Below are 23704 nucleotides of genomic sequence, written 5' to 3'. Positions count from 1 at the left end.
ACTAACCCCTCCTAAATTTATGTTTAACCATATCTAAAATATGATCTAACAATGGATTTTTTAAAAGTTTGAGCTCTAATAAATAGACGATTATGCCAACTAAAGTAATGCTAAAAATTAAAAGAAGTGAATTAGTTACGAATAACTTAACCCCAAAACCAATGATTATTATAGAAAAGAAACCTAGCAAAGCTTGAATTAAGTTCTTTCTCCATATTACAAAATCAATGTATTTTCCACTTTCTCTTACAACCAGAAAGTTATATAAAACAATAAAAAACTCTGAAGCGATTGTTGCTACTGCTGCACCATTCTGTTTAAATACGGGAATTAAAAGAAGACTAATTCCGATATTCACAATAATTCCATATAGCGCTCCTGTTAGGTTTACAGACTCACGTCCAATAGGAATATTAAGACCATAGGTTAATATTCCACCAAATATAGCTCCGATTAAGCTAATAGCTAATAATTGTAATGTTAAAGTAGCATCAATAAATTTAATTCCACCTAAAAATAAGATAATCTCCCGAGACAAAACAATAAGTCCTGCACTCATTGGAATTAAGATTAGAGTTACAACTGAAAGTATTTGGGTATAACTTTTTTTAAATTCGTCAATTTTTTGTTCACCAAACAAATGTGACAATCTAGGTATTGTAACGGAATAGATGGAAGCCAATAAATTTTTTAAGATTGTGTACACTCTAGCCGCAACAGCATATAATCCAACGTAATATGCGCCTTTGAACCACTCTAACATTAGCATATCAGAATTAGCATAGATACTAATCACTAGACCACCAGAAAACAAGACCATAATTGGCTTAAAATGCTTTGCTAAATCAAGTTTCCAAACTAGAGAGAGTTTCAAATACTTTCTACAATAGATTAAATTTAAAATACAAGATATCCCTGAACCAATTACCGAGATAAATGTATATAGGTATAAATCGTTAGCTGTTTTAACAAGGACAAACATCAATATCAACGATAAGATTTGTATAATAATACTTCTAATCGTAATATAAAGGAAATCCTCAAAAAGAACGTTTATCCAATCCACTCCCAATGTTGCAAAAACAATTGTTAGACTTTGAATACAAATCAGAATTTGATATTCTCTATTTGGAATAAATAACCAGACAACTAATAATAACAACAGATAGGAGACTACCGTCGATAAAATATTTATAGTAAAAATTTGATTACCTAAATGACTTAGCTTCTCAGAATTAGATCTAATACGACCTCCTTCCCTAATAGCATAAGTAGAAATTCCAAGGGCAGCAATTAAAGAAAAGTAACCTACAATAGAAGCTGTATAATTAATTTTCCCAAGGTTCTCTACTCCTAATATCCTACTGATATAGGGATAGGTGATTAAAGGGAATATAATTGAAAGTGCAGTTTTAAATAAATTTAAAGCAGCATTTACTCCCATCTTTTTAGTCATTTATTAAATCTCCATCTCTATTTAATTTTAAAGATTCTTTATTGACAATAACCAATGTCAACATTAGCGCAATAATCCGTTGCCTATCAAGATAAGACATGATAGTAAGACTCATCAAAAAACTAATCAATAGTCCTGATATTAATGCGTTAGAACTGATTCTCTTTATCCATGTCATAACTAATTTTATAGTCAAAAAGATATACCAAATAAATCCAGGGAGTCCCAAGGAACCTAGTGTTCCAAATAACCCGATATCATCATAATTAAAATATCCGTCGGGTCCTTTAATCAAATAATACAAAGAAGTTCCTTTATCAGGAGTATGTAACCCCAACCCAAATGGATAAGTGAAAATCTTATCTAAATAATATTCAATGGCACCTGTCCGAGCAAACGAGGAACCAGTATTATCTGAAATACTATCAGAAATTGAACCAAATCTATTAAAAATAATGAGGAGACCCGCCGTACTAAAAATCAGAGTACCTAACAATGATGATACTGTTAAATTCTTCCTATTATAAATCAAGTACATTGATAGGATGGCTACTAGCACTGTTACTAAATAATATCTAGACTGATCGACATAAAAAATAGCACCTAACATCAATAATAAACTAATGATGTCCCAAAAAGATCTTCTAAATTGTTTTGCAATAATTTTCCATGCAACTAAAATGACAAAAATCCGAACAAGCCCCTCAAAAACACTATAAATACGTAACGGTACAGTCAAATTATAAATATAGCTTAAAGGTATGATATCTTCAATTTTCAAAAATACTGTTGGTAAACCTTGATATTTATATACTTGTATAATAAACAGTATTGATACTATTGAAATTGTTATTTGACCTATTTTAACAAAAAGTGCATAGTTACTATCTTTTTGAAATACCTCACAAAGAGGAAAATAGAGAAGTAAGATTGAAAAAGGCAGGATATCCCACAATACTTGCGTAATTGAATAGCCAAATAAATACATGGACACAAGTGAACTTAAAATCAGAATTAGATAAAAAACCAGGATATAATTTCCAAAAATACCTACTTTAAGTTTTCCTTTATTTTTGATAAAATATACCAAAAATAATAGTATGGCATAAAATGCAATACCCAATTTGTTACTAGCAGCTCCTCCTAGTAAACTCGGCCAACTTACTAGATAAAAGCCTCTAAATTCAACTAAAAAGAATAGTAAAAATAGAAAAAGATATTTATTAAATTTCAATGCTTTTTCTCCCTGAAATACGTACCATCCAATATTTTTTTCAATCGATATATCTTTTTACATAAAAAGTAAGACATATCAGATATTTTTAAAGAAAGTTCAGAGGTTCCTCTATATTCTCTATAATAGTATTTTTTTGATACGCGGCCAATCTTCTCTGACTCAGGATTATGCGCTCCTCTATGATAATGATAAATCGTCCATTCAGGATAGTAATACGTCATATATCCCTTATTTCTCATTCTTTCACTTAATATCATCTCTTCACAATAAAGAAAAACATTTTCATCAAATCCTGATACGGCTTCAAAAGCTTTTCTAGAAACAAACATAAAGCTACCACTAACCCATCCTGTCTCACCCTCAGGAGCAGTATAGTCAATATCAATCCATTTTTGTATCTTACTATCAAACCACTGTCTATTATAATCCTGAAGTATCATCTCTTCTAAGAAATTCATTCGCTTACGAGGACTTTGAATATCTCCTTGAGGTGTGAGAATCTTGGGACCAACTATACCTACTGGATTATCACTCGTTTCAATGATAGTTTTACATTCTTTCAACTGCAAACCATTAGGAAACTCTAAATCATTGTTTGAAAAAATTAGATAAGGTGTATCAAAATTCTGAATTGCAAATTTAGCACCTAAATTATTACCTTTAGAATATCCGCCATTTTCATCGGAATCAATTATATAAATATTCCTTTGTGATATTTCAAAAGAATAGACTTTTTTTCCATTAAAAGTAGAGGAAATGAATTCAACTTTAGAATCTTGTAAGAATTGTTTTCCTAATTCTTCCGCACTGTTGTCTACGATAATATAATGGACATCATTCCCTACATATATATCAATAAACTTTTTTATATAATCTACTGTATCACTCATTGATTTGTAATCAGTAATAATTAATGAGTACATAGAATCTCCTTTGTATTACTTCGCCAATTTCTGATAGATTGTTCGTAACTTTCTAGCGCTATCCTCTATATCAAATCCAGCTTCTTTTATTTTCTCTGCAGAGCCATATGGAAGACGTTTATAACTCATAGAGATGATAAAATCCGTCCACTTTTCAACACCATCAGATAATGATAATCTATAAAAATTCGAATTAACCGAAGCTGACTCTGGAACTGCAGAGCTCACCACACAAGGCAATCCAGATGCTTGTGCTTCAATATTCACAATTCCAAATCCTTCATAAAGAGAAGGTAACAAAAAAACATCCATTGCTTGTAAATATTGTGCCGGTTGCTCCTGTTTTCCAAGTAATAGAACCCTTCCTGATTTTATTTCTTCGCCTAACATCGTTTCTATATTAGTTCGTTCCTCACCATCACCAATCCAAATAAAATAAAAATTAGGTGTCTTTGGAAAAAGAGTTTGTATTAGGTTAACTATAAACTCAGGATTTTTTTGATATGACAACCTTCCAATAGTGCCTAAAACAATAGCCTCTTTTGGAAGGTTCAATTTACCTCGTACAATATGTCTTAACTTTTCATTATATAAAAAATCATTGATTATAATTCCATTGTTCAAAACTTCTACATTAGTGAAATTAATCTTACCATACAGATATCTTGCTGCTTCGATAGAGCAGGACAACTTACAATCTGCCAAACGATTGACAATATTTCTCGCCAATAATAACTTAACTCTTCCGACAAATCCGTCACCACAAAATGATGAAGTATTATGAGCATGAACCACTATCTTAGCACCCGATAACTTTGACAGAATGATATTAAACAATCCCTCGATTGCATCATCTGCATTAATATGAACAATATCGTACTTTTCTTTTTTTAAAATCGAGTAGATACTTCTTAGTCTTTTTATTTTACTTGATACTCCCTTGACATGATAAACATGTCCCCCGTTTTCTTCAATTATTTGATGAAAACCAGGATTCTTCAATTTTCCAATTGCTAAAAAATCAACTTGAAAGTCATTCGTCAAGGGGCGAGTCATATTATATGCTATTACAGATCTACCACCTGCTCCAAAATTTTCTGCTCCTATTTGTAAAATTTTAGGTTTCATCTATTTACTCCAATAACTACTCAGTAAAGTTATAATTCAAATTGAGACTTTTCTGGATAACGTTCAGACAATATCTTAGAAAATTTCTTTAAATCATCTTCAGTCATCCCCAAATCATTATTAACACAAAGTAATTTTGTTCATTTTTTTAATAATAATTTAGGAAGCTCTTCAAACTCTTTCATCAATTCATAAGTACAGACATCAATATCATTGAACTTAAAATACAAATTATCCCAATGAATTCTTTCTAAACGACGGTTCCATTTTTGAGTTGCTTCTTCCTCATCTGCATAATGTAAGAAATACAATTCGATATCATCTAAAAGAGCCAGGGGATAGGCATTATCAAAGTCTTTGAGATATTTTGATTCCTTAACAAATGTCATAGGTTTTATTCTATCTTTTAGTGATTTTTTTCCATAATCTCTCTAATTACCTATATTTTATAATTCAAAAGTACTCTTTTCAGGTAGAAACCCATCAAATGTTGCAATGAATTCCTTCATTACCTTATTTTCATTCTGAATGTTAAAGCCATCATTAATACACATAATTTTATATTTCTTCGAAACTAAAAGTTTCCAGAAATCTGAATTGACGTCATCCAAAGAAAATAGTCCACCAATTTTTGAATCACCAATAACATATTGTCCACTCGCAATTTGCCAATATTTAAAAAGCCAAATATTTATATCTGCCGGATTTCTAAATCGACTAGCTGATGTTTTTTCTAAGATTTCCTTCTCCTTCTCCCATAAAACATTAAATGTTGATTTTAAAAGAGGATATGGAAGATGACTTTCCCAGAAGCCACAAATAAATTTACTATTTTTATAAAGTAAAGATTTTATTACCTGCTTTAAGCCCTGATTTGGAGAAAAGAACTTCCCATTTTTCAAGATTTCTGCTTTGCTGAAATAACTTGTTATTATCTCCATATTATTAATTTGAAAGTTTCCTGTACCAAATCGCTCAGGAATAATAGGAGATAAGGCAGTATTATACTTAGGTAAGCCATCCTCAGAGAAAAAATCACTTGGTGAAACTGGTGCCGTTAAATACATATCGTCGTTAAAACAAACAAAATGTTCAGACAAATTTGGTATTTTATGAATATTACATTCAATGGCATTAGATGAAAACACTGGTAGATAGTCATTGTTGATGATTTCTTTATGATCAATAACGTCTAATTTACTATTATCTACATCTAACCAATCTGGTATCTGATTATCAGTTACTAAATAAACCTTATTCACCCATGGTGCAAACTTCTCAACACCTCTAAACCAATACTTAAACGTCCCCCATTCACGGTACGCTTTATCGGAGTTCATATTATTTTCTGATGTTGCAAAAGTAGAGTCATATTTTCTCTTTCTGGCTCTCCAATTAGGATCACTACCATCAACCCAGGTTACAACAAAATCTATTGGAAAATTCATATCACTTCCTCTTTATTTTTTATTCATAAAATAATAAATAACTTTATTATTTCCTATACAACTCCGAAAAATTCCGAATATAACTTTGTAATGAGAAGAGTTCCTTTTGACGTTTGACTGATGCCTTGCCAAATTGCTCTCTCTTCTCGGTGTTATCAGCCAATTCTTGAATAACTTTAGACAATTCTGCAGGGTGATTTGGTGTGGCAAGAAGGCCGTTTTCGCCTTCTTTAACCATTTCACAGACACCACCATGACGGTAGCCGACTACAGGTTTGCCACAAGCCATTGATTCGAGAACTACAGTTGGTAGAGGATCTGGATTGGTACTTGGCAAAACAAAGATATCAAACATATTATAGAGCTCTGTTGTCTTACTATAATAATCGATACGCTTGATTTGTCCAGCTACTGGTGAGTCTGATATTGCCTTTTCCAACTCATCAACTCGCCATTCTTCACCTTCAAAAGCACTACCTGCCAGAAAGGCTACTGCTTTTGGATTAGCTTTTAAGATTGGAGTCACGGCTTCTAAGAAGTCGCCTTGACCTTTCCATGCATTCACTCGACCAACCATTCCGATAACCAAAGCATCCTGTGCGATACCAAACTGATCACGGACTGTACTAGCATCCATTTCATGATAGACGGCATTATCAACACCATTATAGATGACTTGAACTTGGTCATTTTTTACAAAGCGAGACTGCTTGACGTGGTTGGCCACAGCATTTGAAACTGTCACAATCGTATCAGCATAACGTCCCATCAAAAAGTTGATGAAATCAGAGATTGCTTTTGGTTTGACGATAATCTCGTGAACATGCCAAATCAAAGGAAGTTTCAACTTACGTTTGAGATAAATTCCCTCAAGTACCGCAGTCGTATTATTGTGAATAAGAGTAATGCCATTTTCCTTAGCATATTTAGCAATTTGCTTTGAAAAACGATTATAAGAGCCAAAATACTCAAGAATCCCCTTAGGATTAAAATACTTCCGGCGCAAGATTGGATAATCGATAACTTTTACCTTAGCACCAACCTTTTCCAATGCACCCACTAAGACGCCATCGTTGGGCAAGATGACATGAGCCTCAAAGGCTTCTTTATCCAGTCCTTTAATAAGCGCCAACAAAACCTTATCAGCACCATACATTTCGGCACCAGCGTGAAGATATAAAATTTTCTGCATTTCTATCCTTTAAATACTTTCTCGTAGTCTGTAACAATTTTTCCCCAAGTAAAGGCTTCTTCGATACGTTTACTTGATTTTTGATTGAGATCTTCTATAGCTTGTTCATCCAATTGCTCAGCTTGATTAATGACACTTGCCAATTGCTCTTTTTTCCAATAGAGAGCACCATCTTCACCGACTTCACGGTTAAAGCCAACATCCAACAAGAGATTGAGCTTAGTTGACTCAAGTGCCTCAAGAAGTGAAGGATTGGTTCCGCCAACCTCATGACCATGGAAATAAGCAAAGGCATTCTCACGAATGTACTTGAGCAATTCTTGGTCATAAACAGTTCCTACAAATTTGATGCGAGAGTCTTTGTCAAAACCTGTTTCTTTCTTCAATTTTTCGTAAAAGGCATTTTGTTCAACATTAGTAACCAACACAAAATCTTTTTTTGTATTTGACTTCATAAACTCACGAAGCATTGCCTCATAGTTATTTTCTGGAACGAAGCGTCCAACAACAAGGTAATAATTATTTTCTGAAACTCCCTTTTCTGAAAACCATTCACGTACGACACGGTCTTTTGAAGAAAGGCTAGATTTTTCAAGCTCTGTTCCATAAGCGATGTAAGTTGTCTTTGGTGAATATTTTTTATAGTCATCTTGGATATATTTTTCAATATTCTTACTATCACATACCAATAAATCAGCATGTTTTACCATCAATGACTCAGAAACTTTCCAATAACGACGAACAGGGGCACTCCATTTTTGACGCATCCATTCATGTCCGTCTGGATTAACAAATAATTGACCACCAAGAGCGTAGATTTGCTTTTTAAAATGATTAATGAATGGTCCGATGCGACAAGCTAAAACATAAAAAATTGGATTAACATCACCATTTTCTTTTGCGATTTCAATCGACCTGTTTAGAGCAGCGATGTCATAGGCAATTGCTCGTGCAGGACCAATATTTGGCACATCAATATTAAAACAAGTTGCTCCATTATGTTCAAAAATATCATCTGTGATATTTGATTTAGCTGAGTTTTCTCGCATACATGCCACATAATATTTGATATTTTTATCTTTTTGATTTTCAGTTAGTTTTTCTACAAAGGTTTCAAACCCACCATAATTTGCTGGTATTCCTTTTGAACCTATAATATAGACACTTTTCATTTTCACTCAATTATCCTTCATTCACTTCTTCACGCACACATTGCAAAGCTGCTGCAATGACTTGGTGCATGTCATAATAACGGTATTGGCCGAGACGACCACCAAAGATAACATTTCCTTGTTCTTCAGCCAATTTCTTATACTCTTTGTAGAGGTGGTTATTACGGTCGTTGTTAACTGGGTAATAGGGCTCATCACCTTTAGCCCATGTTTTAGAGTGCTCTTTGGTAATGATGGTTTTTGGTTGTGTCCCAAATTCGAAGTGTTTATGCTCGATGATACGTGTGTAAGGTGTTTCAGAGTCCGTATAGTTGACAACAGCATTTCCTTGATAGTTTTCCACATCAAGAGTTTCTGTTTCAAAACGAAGGCTACGATACTCTAATTCACCAAGTTGGTAATCAAAGAATTGATCAATCATTCCTGTAAAGACAATTTTAGGGTATTCTTTCAAATATTCATCTTTGTTATCAAAGAAATCTACACCAGTCTCAACATCAATATTGTCATGCGCTAGCATTTTTTCAATGATTTGTGTATAACCACCGATTGGAATACCTTGGTAAGTATCGTTGAAGTAGTTATTATCATAAGTCAAACGAACTGGCAAACGGCGAATGATAAAGGCTGGCAATTCTGTACAAGCTTTACCCCATTGTTTCTCAGTATAATCTTTGACAAGCTTTTCGTAAATATCTGTTCCCACGAGTGAAATAGCTTGTTCTTCTAGATTTTCAGGTTCTTTTCCATTAAGAATGGCACGTTGTTCATCAATTTTAGCTTGTGCTTCTGCTGGTGTTACAACTCCCCAAAGTTTATTGAACGTATTCATATTGAAAGGAAGGTTATAAATTTCACCTTTGTAATTAGCAATCGGAGAATTTGTATAACGATTAAATTCTGCAAATTGATTAATGTAGTTCCAAATTTCTTTATTCGAAGTATGGAAAATATGTGCACCATATTCATGCACTTGAATACCTTCTACTTCTTTAGTATAGATATTCCCTGCAATATGATTGCGTTTTTCAATAACTTTAACTTTTTTTCCTTTTTTAGCAGCTTCGTGCGCAAAAATTGCACCGAATAACCCTGAACCGACAACTAAATAATCATAATTTGACATAAAATCTCCTATTTTTTCATATAACGTAGTAAGTACATAGTAAATTCTTCTTTTAATAACAACCCTACTAAGCCGTAAATCAGCCCAAAAATAATAGCCGAAATAACTAATACTATAAAGAGTGAAGAAATATTACTAATAAATAATGTATTTGCTATTAAAACAAGAATAGTAGCTAACAAAGTAGATATGATATTTTTATACAATTTAACATTAGCCACAATTTCTTTCAAAAAATCACGTAATACATAGATTTGATAACTTGTGACAAAAAATTCAGCAACTAAGGTACCAAATGCCGCACCTGAAGCTCCAAATCTAGGGATAAAAATAGCATTTATTATTAGATTGACAATTGCACCAAGAGAAACCGACTTTAAAACATCATTTTCTCTATCCATTGGAACTAATATCTGAATGCCTAATAAATTTGAAATTCCTACTAAGAAAAGCGTAGGCATGATAATTTGCATAGGAAGTATTGAACCTGTATAAGCATCCCCTGACAAGAAATAAATACCTTCTTTAGCAAAAACTGTAAAATAGATCCATAGAGGAATTGATACAAAACATACAAATTGTAAAGAACGAACAGTTAATTCTTTAAATTCTTTAGTCTTTCCTTCCTTAATATAAAAAGATAATCTAGGAAGAAGAACCGCCCCCATAGACGTTACTAAACTAACAAGTATTGTTTTTATTTTTACAGCAGCATTATAATATCCTACTGCTTCATCACCTTTCATAAATCCAAGCATTACTGAATCAAGATTAGTATATACAGTAGTTGCAATAGTCATCATAAAAAAACTAAAAATAGGTTTTATGTGTTGACTAAGATTCATATTAGGATACCATTTTAGATTAAGAAAACGTCGTAAGTTAATAAAGTTAAAGAAGTTAGATCCGACACTTGCTAAAATAGTAATTGCACCATAAATGACATAGTCACTTTTTTGATGTACCATCAAGAACATTAAAACAAGTGATACTAATTTCAAAAGAATTGATCTGATAGTGATATAAGAATACTGTTCCAATGCTTTATACAGCCACTCACAGCCAATCAAATTAAAGAATAGAGTAGCAATATTAATCATAAACAGAACCCTATCTTGTGCCATACGAGGTACTAAGATTATGGCAATAATATAGACAAGCAGTGATAATCCCATCGCAACAGAATTTATCACCATAATTTCTTGAACAGTTTTTGATAATTTGTCTCTGTCATTTCTAACTTTTGCGCATGCTCTAATACCATAGGTTGGAATTCCTAACATACCAACCATTGAAAAATATGAAACTATTGACGTTGCAAAAGCAACTTTGCCTGTTCCGACAGGCAAAAGAACACGTGATACATATGGAAAAGTTATCAATGGGAAAATAAAATTTGACATAGTCAGAATAAAATTCATAACTATGTTTAATTTTACGGAGCTTCTTTTCCTATTTTTTTCTACTATCAACTCTACCTACTTCCCTCTCTTTTTAGTACGACTCCAAATGTTTTGGCAATAATTTTAATATCTTCACTGATGCTCCAGTTTTGGATATACTTCATATCAAGTGCTACGACTTCTTCAAAGTCGGTAATGTCACTACGACCGCTAACTTGCCATAAACCAGTAATTCCTGGTTTGGTTGTCAATCGTTTGAAATGATGTAACTCATAGTGATGATATTCGTCAAGCGTTGGTGGACGTGTGCCCACAACAGACATTTCACCTTTTAGGACATTAATAAATTGTGGTAATTCATCAAGTGACCAATCACGTAACTTATGTCCAAATGGGAAGATACGAGGGTCATCATCCATCTTAAACATTAAGTCAGTATCCAAATCATTTTGTGTTAGTAATTCTTTTTTGCGTTCTTCGGCATCGGTGTACATGCTTCTAAATTTGTAAATTTCAAAAACTTTACCGTTTTTACCAACACGTTTTTGTTTGAAGATTAGAGGTCCTGGTGATTGTTTCTTGATTATCGGTGTGATAATAATGGCTACAATACCAGTAATCACTAAGCCAACTAAAGCTATTGCAATATCCATAAGACGTTTTAAAGCAATCTGACGGAATTTTACAATATTGAACGCTGTCGTTATGAAGGTCGTATCACCTACTTTTTTTAGAACACTATTTCCAACATAGAAGTCCGAATAATTCCCAACAGCTACTGTCGTTGGAATTCCTAACAATTTTAAGCAATGAGCAAATTCAATAAAATCATCTTGGTGATTTTTGGCAACAAATATCTCGTCAACTTGGTGATTTGCCACAAAATCCCTAATTTCTTTAGTACTTTTTAAGATAGGCTGTGAAATATCAGGATTATCACGACGACTGATATAAGCAGCGATATGGTAATTGGAATTGCTAAGCTCTTTAATGACTTCCTTACCATTCGTAAAATCCGTGACAAACACTACCTGTTTAATATCCGTTGCATGACTTCTGAAAAGATTCTTAACTAAAATACGTCCAATGAAGACAAAAAGGCTTACTAAAATAAAAATTTGCCCCAATAAGAAATAAGACATCTGTGAAATGTCATGGATAAAACGAATTTTTCCAAGTATCAGTACAAAAGTAAATAAAACTAAAACTTTCATACCATAAATCACAGATGCTTTTAATTCTTTTAAATAACCACGATTTTTAATTGAAGAGTATTCATCACTCAAAACACTAACAATCACAATCAGAATCCCAAAAACAACTGCAAAGAATTTACTATCAAAAAAATGATAAGGATAAAATTGTGCTAAGATGAGGTAACTTATCACTAAGGCTATAATATCCGACAAAAGGTAATAAACTTTCTTTTTCGAATCTTCGCTATACATGTAACTCCCTGTTCCCTATTCTAAGGTAAAAGTATCAGCTATTTTTTTCGTTTACCTCTACCAATTTTTGTTTTTTCTTCACTTTTTCCGTAATTGCCATAACTACCATACCCACCGTAACTACCATATGAACCATACTTATCTAAGTGAATATCATATTTATTCAGAATAACGCCAAGGAAAGCTGAACCACTTTGTTCCAATTGTTCCTTTAGTTTTGTAACTGTACGACGTTTATCAGCCCCCGCTTTTACTACAAGCAAGCTAGCGTCTGAGTAATGCGCTAAGATAGCTGCATCAATAACCAAGCCAAGCGGTGGTGTATCAATGATAACATAGTCGTAAAGTCCACGAACAATTTCAATCATCGCTTTGAAGTTATCGTTTTGAATCAATGATGTGGGGTTTGGTGGGACTTGCCCAGCAGGAATAATCATCAAATTATCAATATTTGTGTCACAAATAACATCTGACAACTCTGCATTTCCAGACAAGAAACTTGTCAACCCCTGATAACGTTCCTTAGATTTAAACGTTCCTGACATGACTGAGTTACGTGTATCCGCATCAATCAAAAGTGTACGGAAACCTGCACGCGCAAAAGAAATTGCAAGATTAACAGACGTTGTTGATTTTCCTTCGCCAGATTGAGCCGAAGTCAACGTAATGACTTTTAAATCACGTCCACTAAATTGAATATTGGTACGGATAGAATTGTAATATTCCTCCATAGATTTAACCATTTGAGCTTTAGCTCTCACTAATTCTAACTGTGGCATTACAATTTTTCTCCTTATAATTTATCAATATCTGGTACAACTCCTAAAAGTGTCATACCAAGCACTTCTTCGACGTCTTCTGGACGACGAACACGGTCATCAAGTACTTCAAGCACAAGAATACCAACAATAGCCAAGAAACCACCAACAAGTACACCTAAAGCAGCATTGCGTTTAATATTTGGTGATGATGGTTTGCTAGCGACTTCGGCAGCTTCCAAAGTTGTCACATCATCTACCTTGGTTACAGATTTGATTTTTTCTGCAGCAACTTCACGGATAGTGTTAGCAATATCAGAAGCTTCTTTCGCATCTGTATCTTCAACAGAGATTGAAATAACACGTGTATCTGTTGGAATATTTACAGAAATCATATTTGACAATTCACTTGTTGAAAGTGAGAGATTTTCTTGACTAATGACAGATGACAAAACTTCATTTGACGTAATGACTTCTTTATAGTCATTAACAAGATAAGAACCTGCTTGCAAATCTTGATTAGTTAAGCTGCCATCACTACTTCGGCTCACAACATAAATACGAGTTGTTGATGTGTACTTAGGTTTGAGGAAGAAAACACTACCAAGCAAAGCTACTGTCCCAACAACTAGAGCAATGAAAATAATGAAAAATTTTCTACTCCAAAGTTTTCTTAGCAAGTAGAGTACATCAATCTCGATACTTGCATTATCATTTGAATTCATATTAACTCCTATAAATCTTTATTTTCTAATAAGGTTTGAGGATTTTCCTCGAAAAGAGCATATGCCCTATTTGGTCCAAAATCTTTTGTAACGATTTCCCTAGCTTTATCCATAAATGGCGGTCTTGGTCCAAGGTTATGCATATCGCTTGCGACACAATGAACAAGATTTTTTTCCAAGAAATAACGTGCTCGTTTTTTGAATTGATGGTATTTATCACCAAATAATTTTGGTTTGAGAACATGTGAGCTATTAATTTGTGTGTAACCCCCCATGTTAATCAATTCTTTAACACGTTCTTCATTAAATTCAAGCGCATTATAACGTTCGATATGAGCAACAACTGGTGTAATTCCAAGCATAATCACATTGCTAAGTGCTGTATGAATCTCTTTCCATGGTGTTGTCATACTAAACTCAATCAATGCAAAACGTGTGTCGTTCATTCTTGGAACTTGGCGTTGTTCCAGTCTTTCCAGAATATCGCTACTATAGTAGAGTTCGCCACCATATAAGATTTCTAAGCCTTCATATTTGGCTTCAGCAGCTTCTTTGACTTGACTAAAATTAGCAAAAATCTTATCTTCTGGTGTTTCAAACATTCCTTTGCGGCGATGTGACGTTGAGACAATCGTACGCACGCCCTGACGATAACTTTCCCCAACCAAAGCTAAACTTTCTTCAATAGTAGTTGGTCCGTCATCTACATCAAAAACAATATGAGAATGAATATCAATCATCTACTTACCTTCCATAACATCTTTAATGGCTTGTGATGCACTTGCTACACTAGCATCATCCAACTGAATCATATAAAGACTTGCAGTTGGCATGGCATAAGAAGTCAATTCTCCTGTTGAACCTGTACCAGTTACTTCTTGTGATGTAATGGTAAATTTCTTACCTGAATCAAGCTGAGCATTAGCAAGGCTCATCATTGTATCTAATGACATATCGGTTTGAATAGAATCCTGCAAGGTAGAAATAATTGTTGAGTAATTTGAAATTGAACTTAACGATGTTAATTTATTAACAATAGCTTGAATAACTTTGATTTGATTATTACCACGATCGTAGTCGCCATTATTAAGACTATAGCGTTCACGAACAAAAGCAAGTGCTTCTTCACCTGAGCTTAAGTTAACATTTCCAACTTCAAAATTATAATTACCATGGAGACTTGTAAATGCCTGATCATTATAAACTGTCACACCACCAATAGCATCAATCAGATTCATAAATGATGTGAAGTTGATACGAGCGTAATAATCAATATCAATACCATAAAGATTTTCTAGTGTCTTTTCAGATGTTTCAACACCATAGATACCAGCGTGTGTCAGTTTATCGTATTGATCTGCACCTCCGTCTGGAATTTGAACATATGAGTCACGTGGTGTTGTTGTCATCAAAATCTTATGTGTATTCATATTAACTGTCAAGATGATATTAACATCTGAACGTGAAACGGTTGAAATAGATCCGTAGGTATCAATACCACTAATATAAATGTTAAAGACATTAGCATCAGATGATTTTGCTTCGCTTGAAACACTCTTCTTAATTTTATAGGTATAAATGGTCTTTAAATTTGATTCGTAATCATTATATGATAATTCAAGCAAGCTTGAATAAGCACTGTTCAAAACCATTGCTTGACTTGACCCATTAATCAAATTTTCATAAGCGGCTTCATAAGAATCTACTGTTTCTGTCGCTAAATCAATACCTTTATCTGACTTAATTTGAGAAAGCAAAGTATCGATATTGCTACCATCAGCATTTGTTGGTGCTTGAACGCTTGATAATTCTGTCACATCTGAGATTGAGCTATCCGCTGGCACCACAACACTCATCTCAATTTCTGAATATGAGGCTGATTTATTCATATCATTAGCCACATCAACCAATGATTTAAAGGCAAATAGCGAAATAGCTGCAACAATCGAGAAAATAACCAAGAGAACCGTCACAACGATTTTCCCTTTTTTCCGAATTATCAAAACCAAAGATATGAGGAAGACAGCAACTAGTAAAACGGTGTAGATAATATTCAGATGACGAAAAGCTAGAATATTATTGGCATACATGAGATAAGTTGCAATCCCCGCTAACAAAGCAAACAACACTAATAAAACACTATTCACTATCGTCTTCGTATCAAAACGAGAGTATGAACGTGAACTCTTATGATGTCTTCTATGACGTGAATGTTTAGACATTTTAAATCTCCGATTCCTATAAGGATATTAACGTTCCTATTTTAGCACTTTTGTAAGTTTTTTGCAATTTTGTAATTTTCTGAATTTTTACGACTGTATGCGCTTCCTAAAGTATTATTTAAAAAAATAAGCGTTTTATTTTAAGAAAAGTAAATCAATCGCTAAATTGTTACGTTTTAGTTATCTTTTTGTAATTTTGTTGTTGTAATGTAAACATTCGTTTTTAAAGCACTCCCGTCATAAGAAGATATTGTCTACTTGCGGGAATTTCATTTTTAGGCTAAACTAAGCCTATGAGAATACAACAATTACACTATATCGTTAAAATAGTAGAAACAGGGAGCATGAACGAGGCTGCTAAGCAGCTTTTTATCACTCAACCAAGCCTTTCAAATGCTGTACGAGATTTGGAGCGTGAAATGGGAATTGAAATTTTTATTCGTAACCCAAAAGGCATTACCTTGACTAAGGATGGCGTTGAGTTTCTTTCTTATGCTCGCCAAATTTTAGAACAAACAGCTCTTTTAGAGGAACGTTATAAGAGCAAAAATACAAACCGAGAACTGTTTAGCGTATCTTCACAGCACTATGCTTTCGTTGTCAATGCTTTTGTTTCGCTTTTAGAAGGAACAGATATGTCACGTTATGAGCTTTTCCTTCGCGAAACACGAACATATGAAATTATTGATGATGTTAAGAATTTCCGTTCAGAAATTGGCGTTTTATTTTTGAATAGTTATAACCACGATGTTTTGACCAAAATGTTCGATGACAATCATCTGACCTATACGAATCTTTTTAGAACACGTCCGCATATCTTTGTCAGCAAAACCAATCCTCTTGCAAGCAAAAAACTGGTAACGATGGAAGATTTGGAAGAATTTCCTTACCTTAGCTACGATCAAGGGATTCATAATTCCTTCTACTTCTCTGAAGAAATTTTTTCACAAATTCGCCATAAGAAATCGATTGTCGTTAGTGACCGCGCGACACTTTTCAATCTCTTGATTGGGCTCGACGGTTATACAATCGCTACAGGTATTTTAAATAGTAATCTAAATGGTGATAATATTGTTTCTATTCCACTTGATGTTGAAGATATAATTGACATTGTCTATATTCGTCACGAAAAGGCTAACCTTTCAAAAATGGGCGAACGATTTATTGAGTATCTCCTTGAAGAAGTTAAATTTGATAATTAAAAAAAACAGCTGAATTTTCTTTTAGCTGTTTTAAAATAACCTATTTTTTCTGTAATTTCATAAGTATGACTTTCAAGCCATTTTCTAATTCATAATCAGGTATTAATCGGAATCCAAAATCTTGGTAGAAAGTCTTTAAATAATCTATATCTTCACATTCAATCCAAACATACTTACCTTTAATAAGTCGTGAAGCAGCGACTACTTGATCATAGGCTAATGTTAATAGTTCTGTGCCCGAAATATGAGTAGTTGCACTTTCCTGAGCTTCTTTGGGATAATTTTTCCCAAGTTGCCCTATTAAATAACTATTAACTTGAAACTTACTTCCAATTGTACGACCAGATTGCTTTAACTTTCTTTTTTGAGTATTACTTAAAGAATCAAAATTTTCTTACTCATAGTAAGTGGTTTATTAGCAAGAGAAAAGAAACCAAGTAAAATACTGGTTTCTGTATCAAAGACTAAATAAGTCGAGGTTAAAGCTGTTTTCTGAAAATCAATTGCTTTTCTATGAAAAAATTGTTCAACATCATGTGGCTCACCAGAAGTCTAGATACTACGAAAACTTTTTAAAACTTCCTTAACCAAACCAATATCAAGACTATCTAACGTATCATCCAATAAAACAACTCTAACAGATACCTAAACTTATCCCTTCATAAACATCTTCTTTATCAAATCCGAGTCTTTTACTATCTCAACTTTGGCAGGAGCATGACGTTTTACTTTACTATGACCTGCTAAGGCTTGAATGAGATTATCCGCAGATTTTCTATCAAATTTCAAATCTGTCGTAAAGCTTTTTGTTGCCATTATACTACCTCCCTTATAAATATACTACCTAACTAATTATGCCATAGTTTTACATATATTGCAGCTTATAAAGTTAAGTGATCGTTTGTATTCAACTCACTTTTGATAATGTCATTAACTTGGTCGAAATAGAATTTTTCTTTGTTATATTTGACACCTGCATAGGTAGCAAGGGCAATGATTTTATCTAGAAAGGCTTGGGATGAGAAATTTGTTGTTCGGTGTAGTTCTTCTTCGTCAAAAGGCTTGATGAGGTGGGCTAGGGGATTCCGAACGGATTTTTCAAAATTACGAAGTTTGCTGATTAACTGTTTAATTTCCTGAGGAAGTTGTCCGTATTGTAAGAGTTCTGCCAAAGCTTTTGAAGTCACTTTGCCATCACGACGAATCTCAAGGTATCTATGAAAAATAGCATGGTCGCTCTGCTTCATTTTTGTAAACAGCCAAGTATCATACTGGTCGTTTTTAGCATCGTGGATATAGTTTTCCAAATTTGAAATTTCGCGTTTGGCAAGACGTTGAAAGAGCCTATATATAATTGGACTAACAGAGCGGACAAAATCAATGATATTGCCATTTTTCACCTTAGCTTCCAAATCCATAATATAATTTGCTAATTGTTCTTCTTCATACGCATTGGTAATGAGTGAAACGCCATAATTGGCTAAAATTGCTTGATTTTCTGCTGGATGTGAAAAAGCAAAGTCAACGTTAAGTTCCCTACGCTCTTTTAACATTTCTAAAAGATAACGGCTTTGCGCTGGAAAATCACTGTGCTGCTTTGCTATTTTCCAAGCGTGATTATAAGCATAGACATCTAAAAGGATGTCTATTGTTTCATATATTTCTTGCATTAATCTGCAATAAGAGTTTCAAGACCGACTTTCATCATGTCTGTGAATGTCGTTTGGCGTTCTTGAGCGGTTGTGTCTTCGTCAGCAACAAGGCTATCAGAAATCGTCATGATACCGAGTGCTTGAACGCCGTGTTTTGCTGCAAGATAGTAAAGTGCAGCGGCTTCCATCTCAACAGCTTTCACACCAAGTTGCCCGAGTTTAACATTATTTTCAGCAAAATCTGAATAAAAAGCGTCAACAGATAACACGCTGCCAACGTGAGTTGTCATTCCAAGGTCTTGCGCAATATGGTAGGCTTTGTCAAGCAAGGTGAAATCAGCAATTTGTGGAAAATCATATTGTGGCCATTCATTTTTAATCATGCTTGATGTTGTTGCTGCTGCTTGTGCCAAAACAAGTTCGCGAACGTGAACATTTTTATTAAGTGAGCCAGCTGTTCCGACACGGATTAATTTTTTAACGCCGTAAGATTGGATTAATTCAGTCGCGTAGATAGAGATTGATGGCATTCCCATACCAGTTCCCATAACGCTGACACGTTCGCCTTTATAAGTTCCTGTAAAACCAAGCATGCCACGAACATTGTTAAAACATACGGCATCTTCTAAAAAGTTTTCTGCGATAAATTTAGCACGGAGTGGGTCTCCTGGAAGTAAAATTTTATCTGCGATTTCGCCTTGTTTGGCTTCGATATGGATTGACATAATATTTCCTTTCAATGTGTTCAATAATAGTTTTTGTAGCAAAGGCTACGATGACCGCAAGAAGCAAAATTGGAAGAGCTGTGAAAGATTGTCCCGTAAACGACACAACTAAACCAACAGCCGTTAACGGAGCATTCATCGTAATGGCTAAAAAGATACTTGAGCCAATTAACATAGCCGAAGTTAGTGATAATTCTGGGACTACCAATTGACACAGCACTGCTACCAAGAATCCTAGGACAGCTCCTATTGAAAACGACGGTGTCAGAGTGCCTCCGTAGGCACCATTTTTCAGCGTCAGCAAAACAAGTACGGCTTTAATAACCACAGAAGCTAAGGCATACCACACACCCAGCCCATCAAAAACAGCTTGTGCCAAAGCTCCGCCATTTCCCAAAATCTCTGGAAAATAAAGAGAACAGCTTGCGAGAAGCAAAAAAGTTAAGGGGATTTGATTGAAATGATTTGACGATTTTTATCTTGCAAAACAAACCAAATAAACGCTGAAATAATACCAGCTAATAAGATGATAATAAATTGTAGGTTTGTGACAGGTAGCGCGCCTGTACTTTCCCCATGACCAAAAATCATCCATTCAACCAATTCTAATAAGTCATGAAGTAAAATGCCGCCTACTCCTGCTACTAGACTAGTCAAAAGCAGGGTAGCACTAAAGCGTAAGCAATAAGCTTTAGAGTTAAATCTTTTATTTTGTGAAAGCATCTAAAAATTGCTCTAAAATATGATTCATTTCTGAATAATCATAAGATAGCATTTCATTTGCTGCTTGAAAGTATGAGTGTATCTTAACTTGTTCATCATAATCAACTTCTTCTGCCAAAAGTCCTTCAATCAATGGTTTTGAAAACTCTAAATGGCATTGGAAAGCATAGTGTTTATCACTGTATTTGACAATTTGTCGTGGGCAACCTTGACTAGTTGCAAGAATTTTGGCTTGTGGTATCAAACCAGGCATATCGCCATGCCAGTGCCCAACAATTGCAGATGTTCCAATATGCGAAAGATTACAATTTGCTAAACCAGCTTCTGTTAATGTGATTGGATAATTTCCAATTTCTTTTTCTGGGCTTCTTTCAACAGATGCTCCGTAAGCTTCACCTAGCAATTGAGCTCCTAAACAAATACCAAGAACTCGTTCATCTTGTGAAATAGCTTCTTTGATAAGCGAGATTTCAGCCTGTGCATCAAAATGAGGACATTCTGCTACTGTTGTTCGTGGGCTTTGTGGTCCACCCATAACAATTAGTAGGTCGATACCAGAACTATTTTTTGGCAATTTTTCGCCTTGGTAAAGTTTTGTCATTGTCACATCATGACCACGTTTAATAGCCCAATCATAGTAAGCACCCGGTGCTTCAAAAGCTTCGTGAACAATAAAATGAATTCGCATAATACATCTCTTTCTGAGGCTGAGACAAAAGTATCCCAATTTCTCTGTTTATATAGTTATTATTTACAAGATGCAGTAGTTGAGTGGGTTCCAATACACCGATAAATCAGCTTTTACAACCCTTTTTGACATCAAGCTGCGCTTGACTTCATTTCCAACCTCAAAAGGTTCCCCAAAACTTTTGAGCCATGCGGGGGTGAGTTATAAAGGTTCGGGGAACCTTTATAATCGGGAAATAAAACTTACGAAGTAAGTATCAAAAACGGTCTGGGAATAGACCGTTTTAGGTCAGGAACAAGAAATTACCGATTTCTGTCTCACTCTCTTAGTATTGACTTACAATTCTGCCAAGACAGCCTTAACTAGAGTTTTAAAATCCTCTTTGATTTGTTGTGTAACAGCAACAACTTCTTCATGATTAAGTGAACTTTGGAAACCTGCGGCATGGTTTGTGATGGCTGAAATTCCTAAAACTTTCAAACCTGAATGAGCGGCAACGATGACTTCTGGAACCGTTGACATACCAACCGCATCAGCTCCAAGAGTTTGGAAGGCACGAATTTCGGCAGGTGTTTCGTAACATGGTCCAGAAACCCCAAGATAAACACCTTCATCAAGTTTGATACCAATTTTTTCAGCGACTTTGTGAGCAGTATCACGATACTCAGCCGTATAAGCATCTGACATATCTGGGAAACGTGGTCCAAAGTCATCAAGATTCGCACCAATCAATGGGTTTTGCCCTGTCATATTAATATGGTCTGAAATTGCCATTAATGTTCCTGGACCAAAGCCAATTCCGCCAGCTGCATTTGTCACGATAAGCCCTTTACAACCAAGAGCTTTCATGACACGAACTGGGAAAGTCACTAATTCCATTGGATTTCCTTCGTAAAAATGAAAACGTCCTTGAAGAGCAATGACTTTGTGTCCACCAAGGTCACCATAAACCAATTGTCCAGCGTGTCCTGCTACTGTTGATTTTCCCCAATTAGGAATTTTTTCATAGGGAATTACAACAGCATTTTCAATTTCTTCGGCAAGTTCGCCAAGACCTGACCCTAAAATCAAGCCAAATTCAGGGGCGTCACAACTTTGTGATACCAAGAACTGACGAGCTTCTTCAATTTTTTCGATAATTGTTGTCATATGCACCTCTTATACTAATTTTTCTAGGAAAGATTGACCAATCATGGCTGTCTCAACACCAAAGTTTTCAGCGATTGTTGCTGAAATATCAGCAAAATGTCCGACTGGTAAGACACCATTTCCTTTAAATGATGGGCTGTAAGCCAATAATGGAATGTATTCACGTGTGTGGTCTGTTCCTGTGTAAGTTGGGTCATTACCGTGGTCTGCTGTGATTAAAAGAAGGTCATCTAATTTCATATTTTCCATGATTTCAGGCAAACGATTGTCAAATTCTTCTAGACAATCACGGTAACCTGCGGCATTACGACGGTGACCATACATGGCATCAAAATCAACAAGGTTTGTAAATGATAATCCTTTTGTAAATTCTGGCAATTGCACGGTCTTAATCAAGGTATCAACACCGTGCATATTTGATTTATTGTGCCCCATGTCGTTTGTGATACCTGAACCATTGAAAATATCATTGATTTTTCCGACACCGTACGTCGGAATACCTGCGTCAGCTAATTTATTAAGCACTGTTGGTGCAAATGGTGATAAAGCATAGTCACGACGGTTAGCTGTACGTGTGAAATTACCAGGTTCACCAACATATGGACGAGCAATGATTCGACCAAGCAAACTTGGACGTTCTAATGTAATGGAACGAGCAAATTCACAGATTTTATAAAGTTCGTCAAGTGGAATAATATCTTCGTGTGCTGCAATTTGAAGCACTGGATCGGCTGAAGTGTAAACAATCAATTCACCTGTCTTCATTTGACGTTCACCAAAGTCAGCGATAACTTGTGTTCCTGAGTAAGGTTTGTTGGCTTCACGAATGATTTTACGTCCTGAAAATTCTTCGATTTTTGTTAAAATTTCTTCTGGGAATCCTTCAAAGAAAGTATCAAAAGGCTCTGTAATGTTAAGCCCCATGATTTCCCAGTGACCTGTCATGGTATCTTTTCCACGTGATACTTCTTCTAATTTTGTCGCATAGCCACTTGGTTGCACTTCTGCTGGTACTGTTTTTAGAGGTGTTTCACGAGGAATATTTCCAAGACCAATTTTCGCCATATTTGGAACAGTTAATCCGACTGTTTTTGAAATATGACCAAGGGTATCTGAAGCACCGTCTGGCACACCAGCATTGACAAAATTGTTAGCATCTGGTGCCGCACCAATTCCGACAGAATCTAAAACTACAAGGTGAATACGATTAAATGTTGACATAATTTTTTCCTAATCTAGGGTGGTTACGGTTGGCACCCAAAACCTCCTAATCTCTTAATATCCTAATAAGTCAAGTGATTAGAAATAATAATTAATCAATATAACA

24 protein-coding genes are annotated in these 23704 nt (G+C 34.7%); 1 reads left to right on the top strand and 23 read right to left on the bottom strand.

Features of this window, described 5'->3' with window-relative positions; genetic code table 11:
- Position 1 precedes the first annotated feature (1 nt).
- The 15 genes from SMA_RS04430 to cpsA all read right to left on the bottom strand — a co-directional run bounded on the left by SMA_RS04430 (position 2) and on the right by cpsA (position 16238).
- Complete coding sequence (locus SMA_RS04430; RefSeq protein WP_014294423.1) at positions 2-1456, bottom strand: flippase; 1455 nt, start codon at positions 1454-1456, stop codon at positions 2-4.
- Complete coding sequence (locus tag SMA_RS04425; RefSeq protein ID WP_014294422.1) at positions 1449-2690, bottom strand: O-antigen ligase family protein; 1242 nt, start codon at positions 2688-2690, stop codon at positions 1449-1451. Before SMA_RS04425 ends, SMA_RS04430 begins: the two co-directional genes overlap by 8 nt.
- Positions 2687-3616, bottom strand: coding sequence for a glycosyltransferase family protein (locus tag SMA_RS04420; RefSeq protein WP_014294421.1), 930 nt, complete (start codon positions 3614-3616; stop codon positions 2687-2689). The genes SMA_RS04425 and SMA_RS04420 overlap by 4 nt, the downstream gene beginning before the upstream one ends.
- A gap of 15 nt (positions 3617-3631) precedes the next feature.
- Complete coding sequence (locus tag SMA_RS04415; protein WP_014294420.1) at positions 3632-4744, bottom strand: glycosyltransferase; 1113 nt, start codon at positions 4742-4744, stop codon at positions 3632-3634.
- Between the two features lie 140 nt (positions 4745-4884).
- Positions 4885-5133 (bottom strand): DUF1919 domain-containing protein, encoded by a 249-nt coding sequence (locus SMA_RS04410; RefSeq protein WP_268721352.1) that lies wholly within the window; start codon positions 5131-5133, stop codon positions 4885-4887.
- A 57-nt stretch (positions 5134-5190) separates the two neighbouring features.
- On the bottom strand, positions 5191-6192 hold the full coding sequence (locus tag SMA_RS04405) for a stealth family protein (protein ID WP_014294419.1): 1002 nt from the start codon (positions 6190-6192) through the stop codon (positions 5191-5193).
- 46 nt (positions 6193-6238) lie between these two features.
- On the bottom strand, positions 6239-7384 hold the full coding sequence (locus SMA_RS04400; protein ID WP_014294418.1) for a glycosyltransferase family 4 protein: 1146 nt from the start codon (positions 7382-7384) through the stop codon (positions 6239-6241).
- Positions 7385-7386: 2 nt separating this feature from the next.
- Positions 7387-8556 (bottom strand): beta 1-4 rhamnosyltransferase Cps2T, encoded by a 1170-nt coding sequence (gene cps2T, locus SMA_RS04395; RefSeq protein ID WP_014294417.1) that lies wholly within the window; start codon positions 8554-8556, stop codon positions 7387-7389.
- Positions 8557-8566: 10 nt separating this feature from the next.
- The gene (gene glf, locus SMA_RS04390; protein WP_014294416.1) at positions 8567-9682 is read right to left on the bottom strand and encodes a UDP-galactopyranose mutase; all 1116 of its coding nucleotides are present in this window, start codon (positions 9680-9682) and stop codon (positions 8567-8569) included.
- Positions 9683-9690: 8 nt separating this feature from the next.
- Positions 9691-11103, bottom strand: a complete 1413-nt coding sequence (locus SMA_RS04385) for a flippase (RefSeq protein WP_044563226.1) — start codon at positions 11101-11103, stop codon at positions 9691-9693.
- Between the two features lie 53 nt (positions 11104-11156).
- A complete protein-coding gene (locus SMA_RS04380; protein WP_014294414.1) occupies positions 11157-12533 on the bottom strand; it encodes a sugar transferase in 1377 nt (458 codons plus the stop codon).
- A 38-nt stretch (positions 12534-12571) separates the two neighbouring features.
- A complete protein-coding gene (locus SMA_RS04375) occupies positions 12572-13312 on the bottom strand; it encodes a tyrosine-protein kinase (RefSeq protein WP_014294413.1) in 741 nt (246 codons plus the stop codon).
- 14 nt (positions 13313-13326) lie between these two features.
- The gene (locus SMA_RS04370; RefSeq protein WP_014294412.1) at positions 13327-14016 is read right to left on the bottom strand and encodes a CspC family polysaccharide chain length determinant protein; all 690 of its coding nucleotides are present in this window, start codon (positions 14014-14016) and stop codon (positions 13327-13329) included.
- 8 nt (positions 14017-14024) lie between these two features.
- Positions 14025-14756 (bottom strand): capsular polysaccharide biosynthesis protein Cps4B, encoded by a 732-nt coding sequence (gene cps4B / locus SMA_RS04365; protein WP_014294411.1) that lies wholly within the window; start codon positions 14754-14756, stop codon positions 14025-14027.
- Entirely contained in the window at positions 14757-16238 is a 1482-nt protein-coding gene (gene cpsA / locus SMA_RS04360) for an LCP family glycopolymer transferase CpsA (RefSeq protein ID WP_014294410.1), read from the bottom strand.
- 293 nt (positions 16239-16531) lie between these two features.
- Between cpsA and SMA_RS04355 the strand changes: the two genes are divergently transcribed.
- Positions 16532-17440, top strand: coding sequence for a LysR family transcriptional regulator (locus tag SMA_RS04355; RefSeq protein ID WP_014294409.1), 909 nt, complete (start codon positions 16532-16534; stop codon positions 17438-17440).
- Between the two features lie 651 nt (positions 17441-18091).
- Here the strand turns inward: SMA_RS04355 and SMA_RS11575 are convergent.
- From SMA_RS11575 to SMA_RS04320, 8 genes are all read right to left on the bottom strand, one after another.
- Positions 18092-18256: a hypothetical protein gene (locus tag SMA_RS11575; RefSeq protein ID WP_014294408.1), complete on the bottom strand. Its 165-nt coding sequence runs from the start codon at positions 18254-18256 to the stop codon at positions 18092-18094.
- A gap of 65 nt (positions 18257-18321) precedes the next feature.
- A complete protein-coding gene (locus SMA_RS04350; protein ID WP_014294407.1) occupies positions 18322-19110 on the bottom strand; it encodes a Gbs1250 family HEPN protein in 789 nt (262 codons plus the stop codon).
- Positions 19110-19817, bottom strand: a complete 708-nt coding sequence (deoD, locus tag SMA_RS04345; protein WP_014294406.1) for a purine-nucleoside phosphorylase — start codon at positions 19815-19817, stop codon at positions 19110-19112. The genes SMA_RS04350 and deoD overlap by 1 nt, the downstream gene beginning before the upstream one ends.
- A complete protein-coding gene (locus SMA_RS12015; RefSeq protein ID WP_014294405.1) occupies positions 19774-20214 on the bottom strand; it encodes a chloride channel protein in 441 nt (146 codons plus the stop codon). Before SMA_RS12015 ends, deoD begins: the two co-directional genes overlap by 44 nt.
- A 44-nt stretch (positions 20215-20258) precedes the next feature.
- Positions 20259-20540 (bottom strand): hypothetical protein, encoded by a 282-nt coding sequence (locus tag SMA_RS12010; RefSeq protein ID WP_014294404.1) that lies wholly within the window; start codon positions 20538-20540, stop codon positions 20259-20261.
- Entirely contained in the window at positions 20524-21228 is a 705-nt protein-coding gene (locus tag SMA_RS04330) for a type 1 glutamine amidotransferase (protein WP_014294403.1), read from the bottom strand. Before SMA_RS04330 ends, SMA_RS12010 begins: the two co-directional genes overlap by 17 nt.
- Before the next feature lie 336 nt (positions 21229-21564).
- The gene (locus SMA_RS04325; RefSeq protein ID WP_003064461.1) at positions 21565-22377 is read right to left on the bottom strand and encodes a purine-nucleoside phosphorylase; all 813 of its coding nucleotides are present in this window, start codon (positions 22375-22377) and stop codon (positions 21565-21567) included.
- Positions 22378-22386: 9 nt separating this feature from the next.
- Positions 22387-23598 carry a phosphopentomutase gene (locus SMA_RS04320; protein ID WP_014294402.1) on the bottom strand — a complete coding sequence of 404 codons (1212 nt, stop codon included), beginning with the start codon at positions 23596-23598 and terminating at the stop codon, positions 22387-22389.
- Positions 23599-23704: the final 106 nt, after the last annotated feature.

The organism is Streptococcus macedonicus ACA-DC 198 (assembly GCA_000283635.1).
GTDB lineage: Bacteria > Bacillota > Bacilli > Lactobacillales > Streptococcaceae > Streptococcus > Streptococcus macedonicus.
The sequence above is the reverse complement of the archived record's forward strand: the minus strand, read 5'-3'. Positions and strand labels throughout refer to the sequence as shown.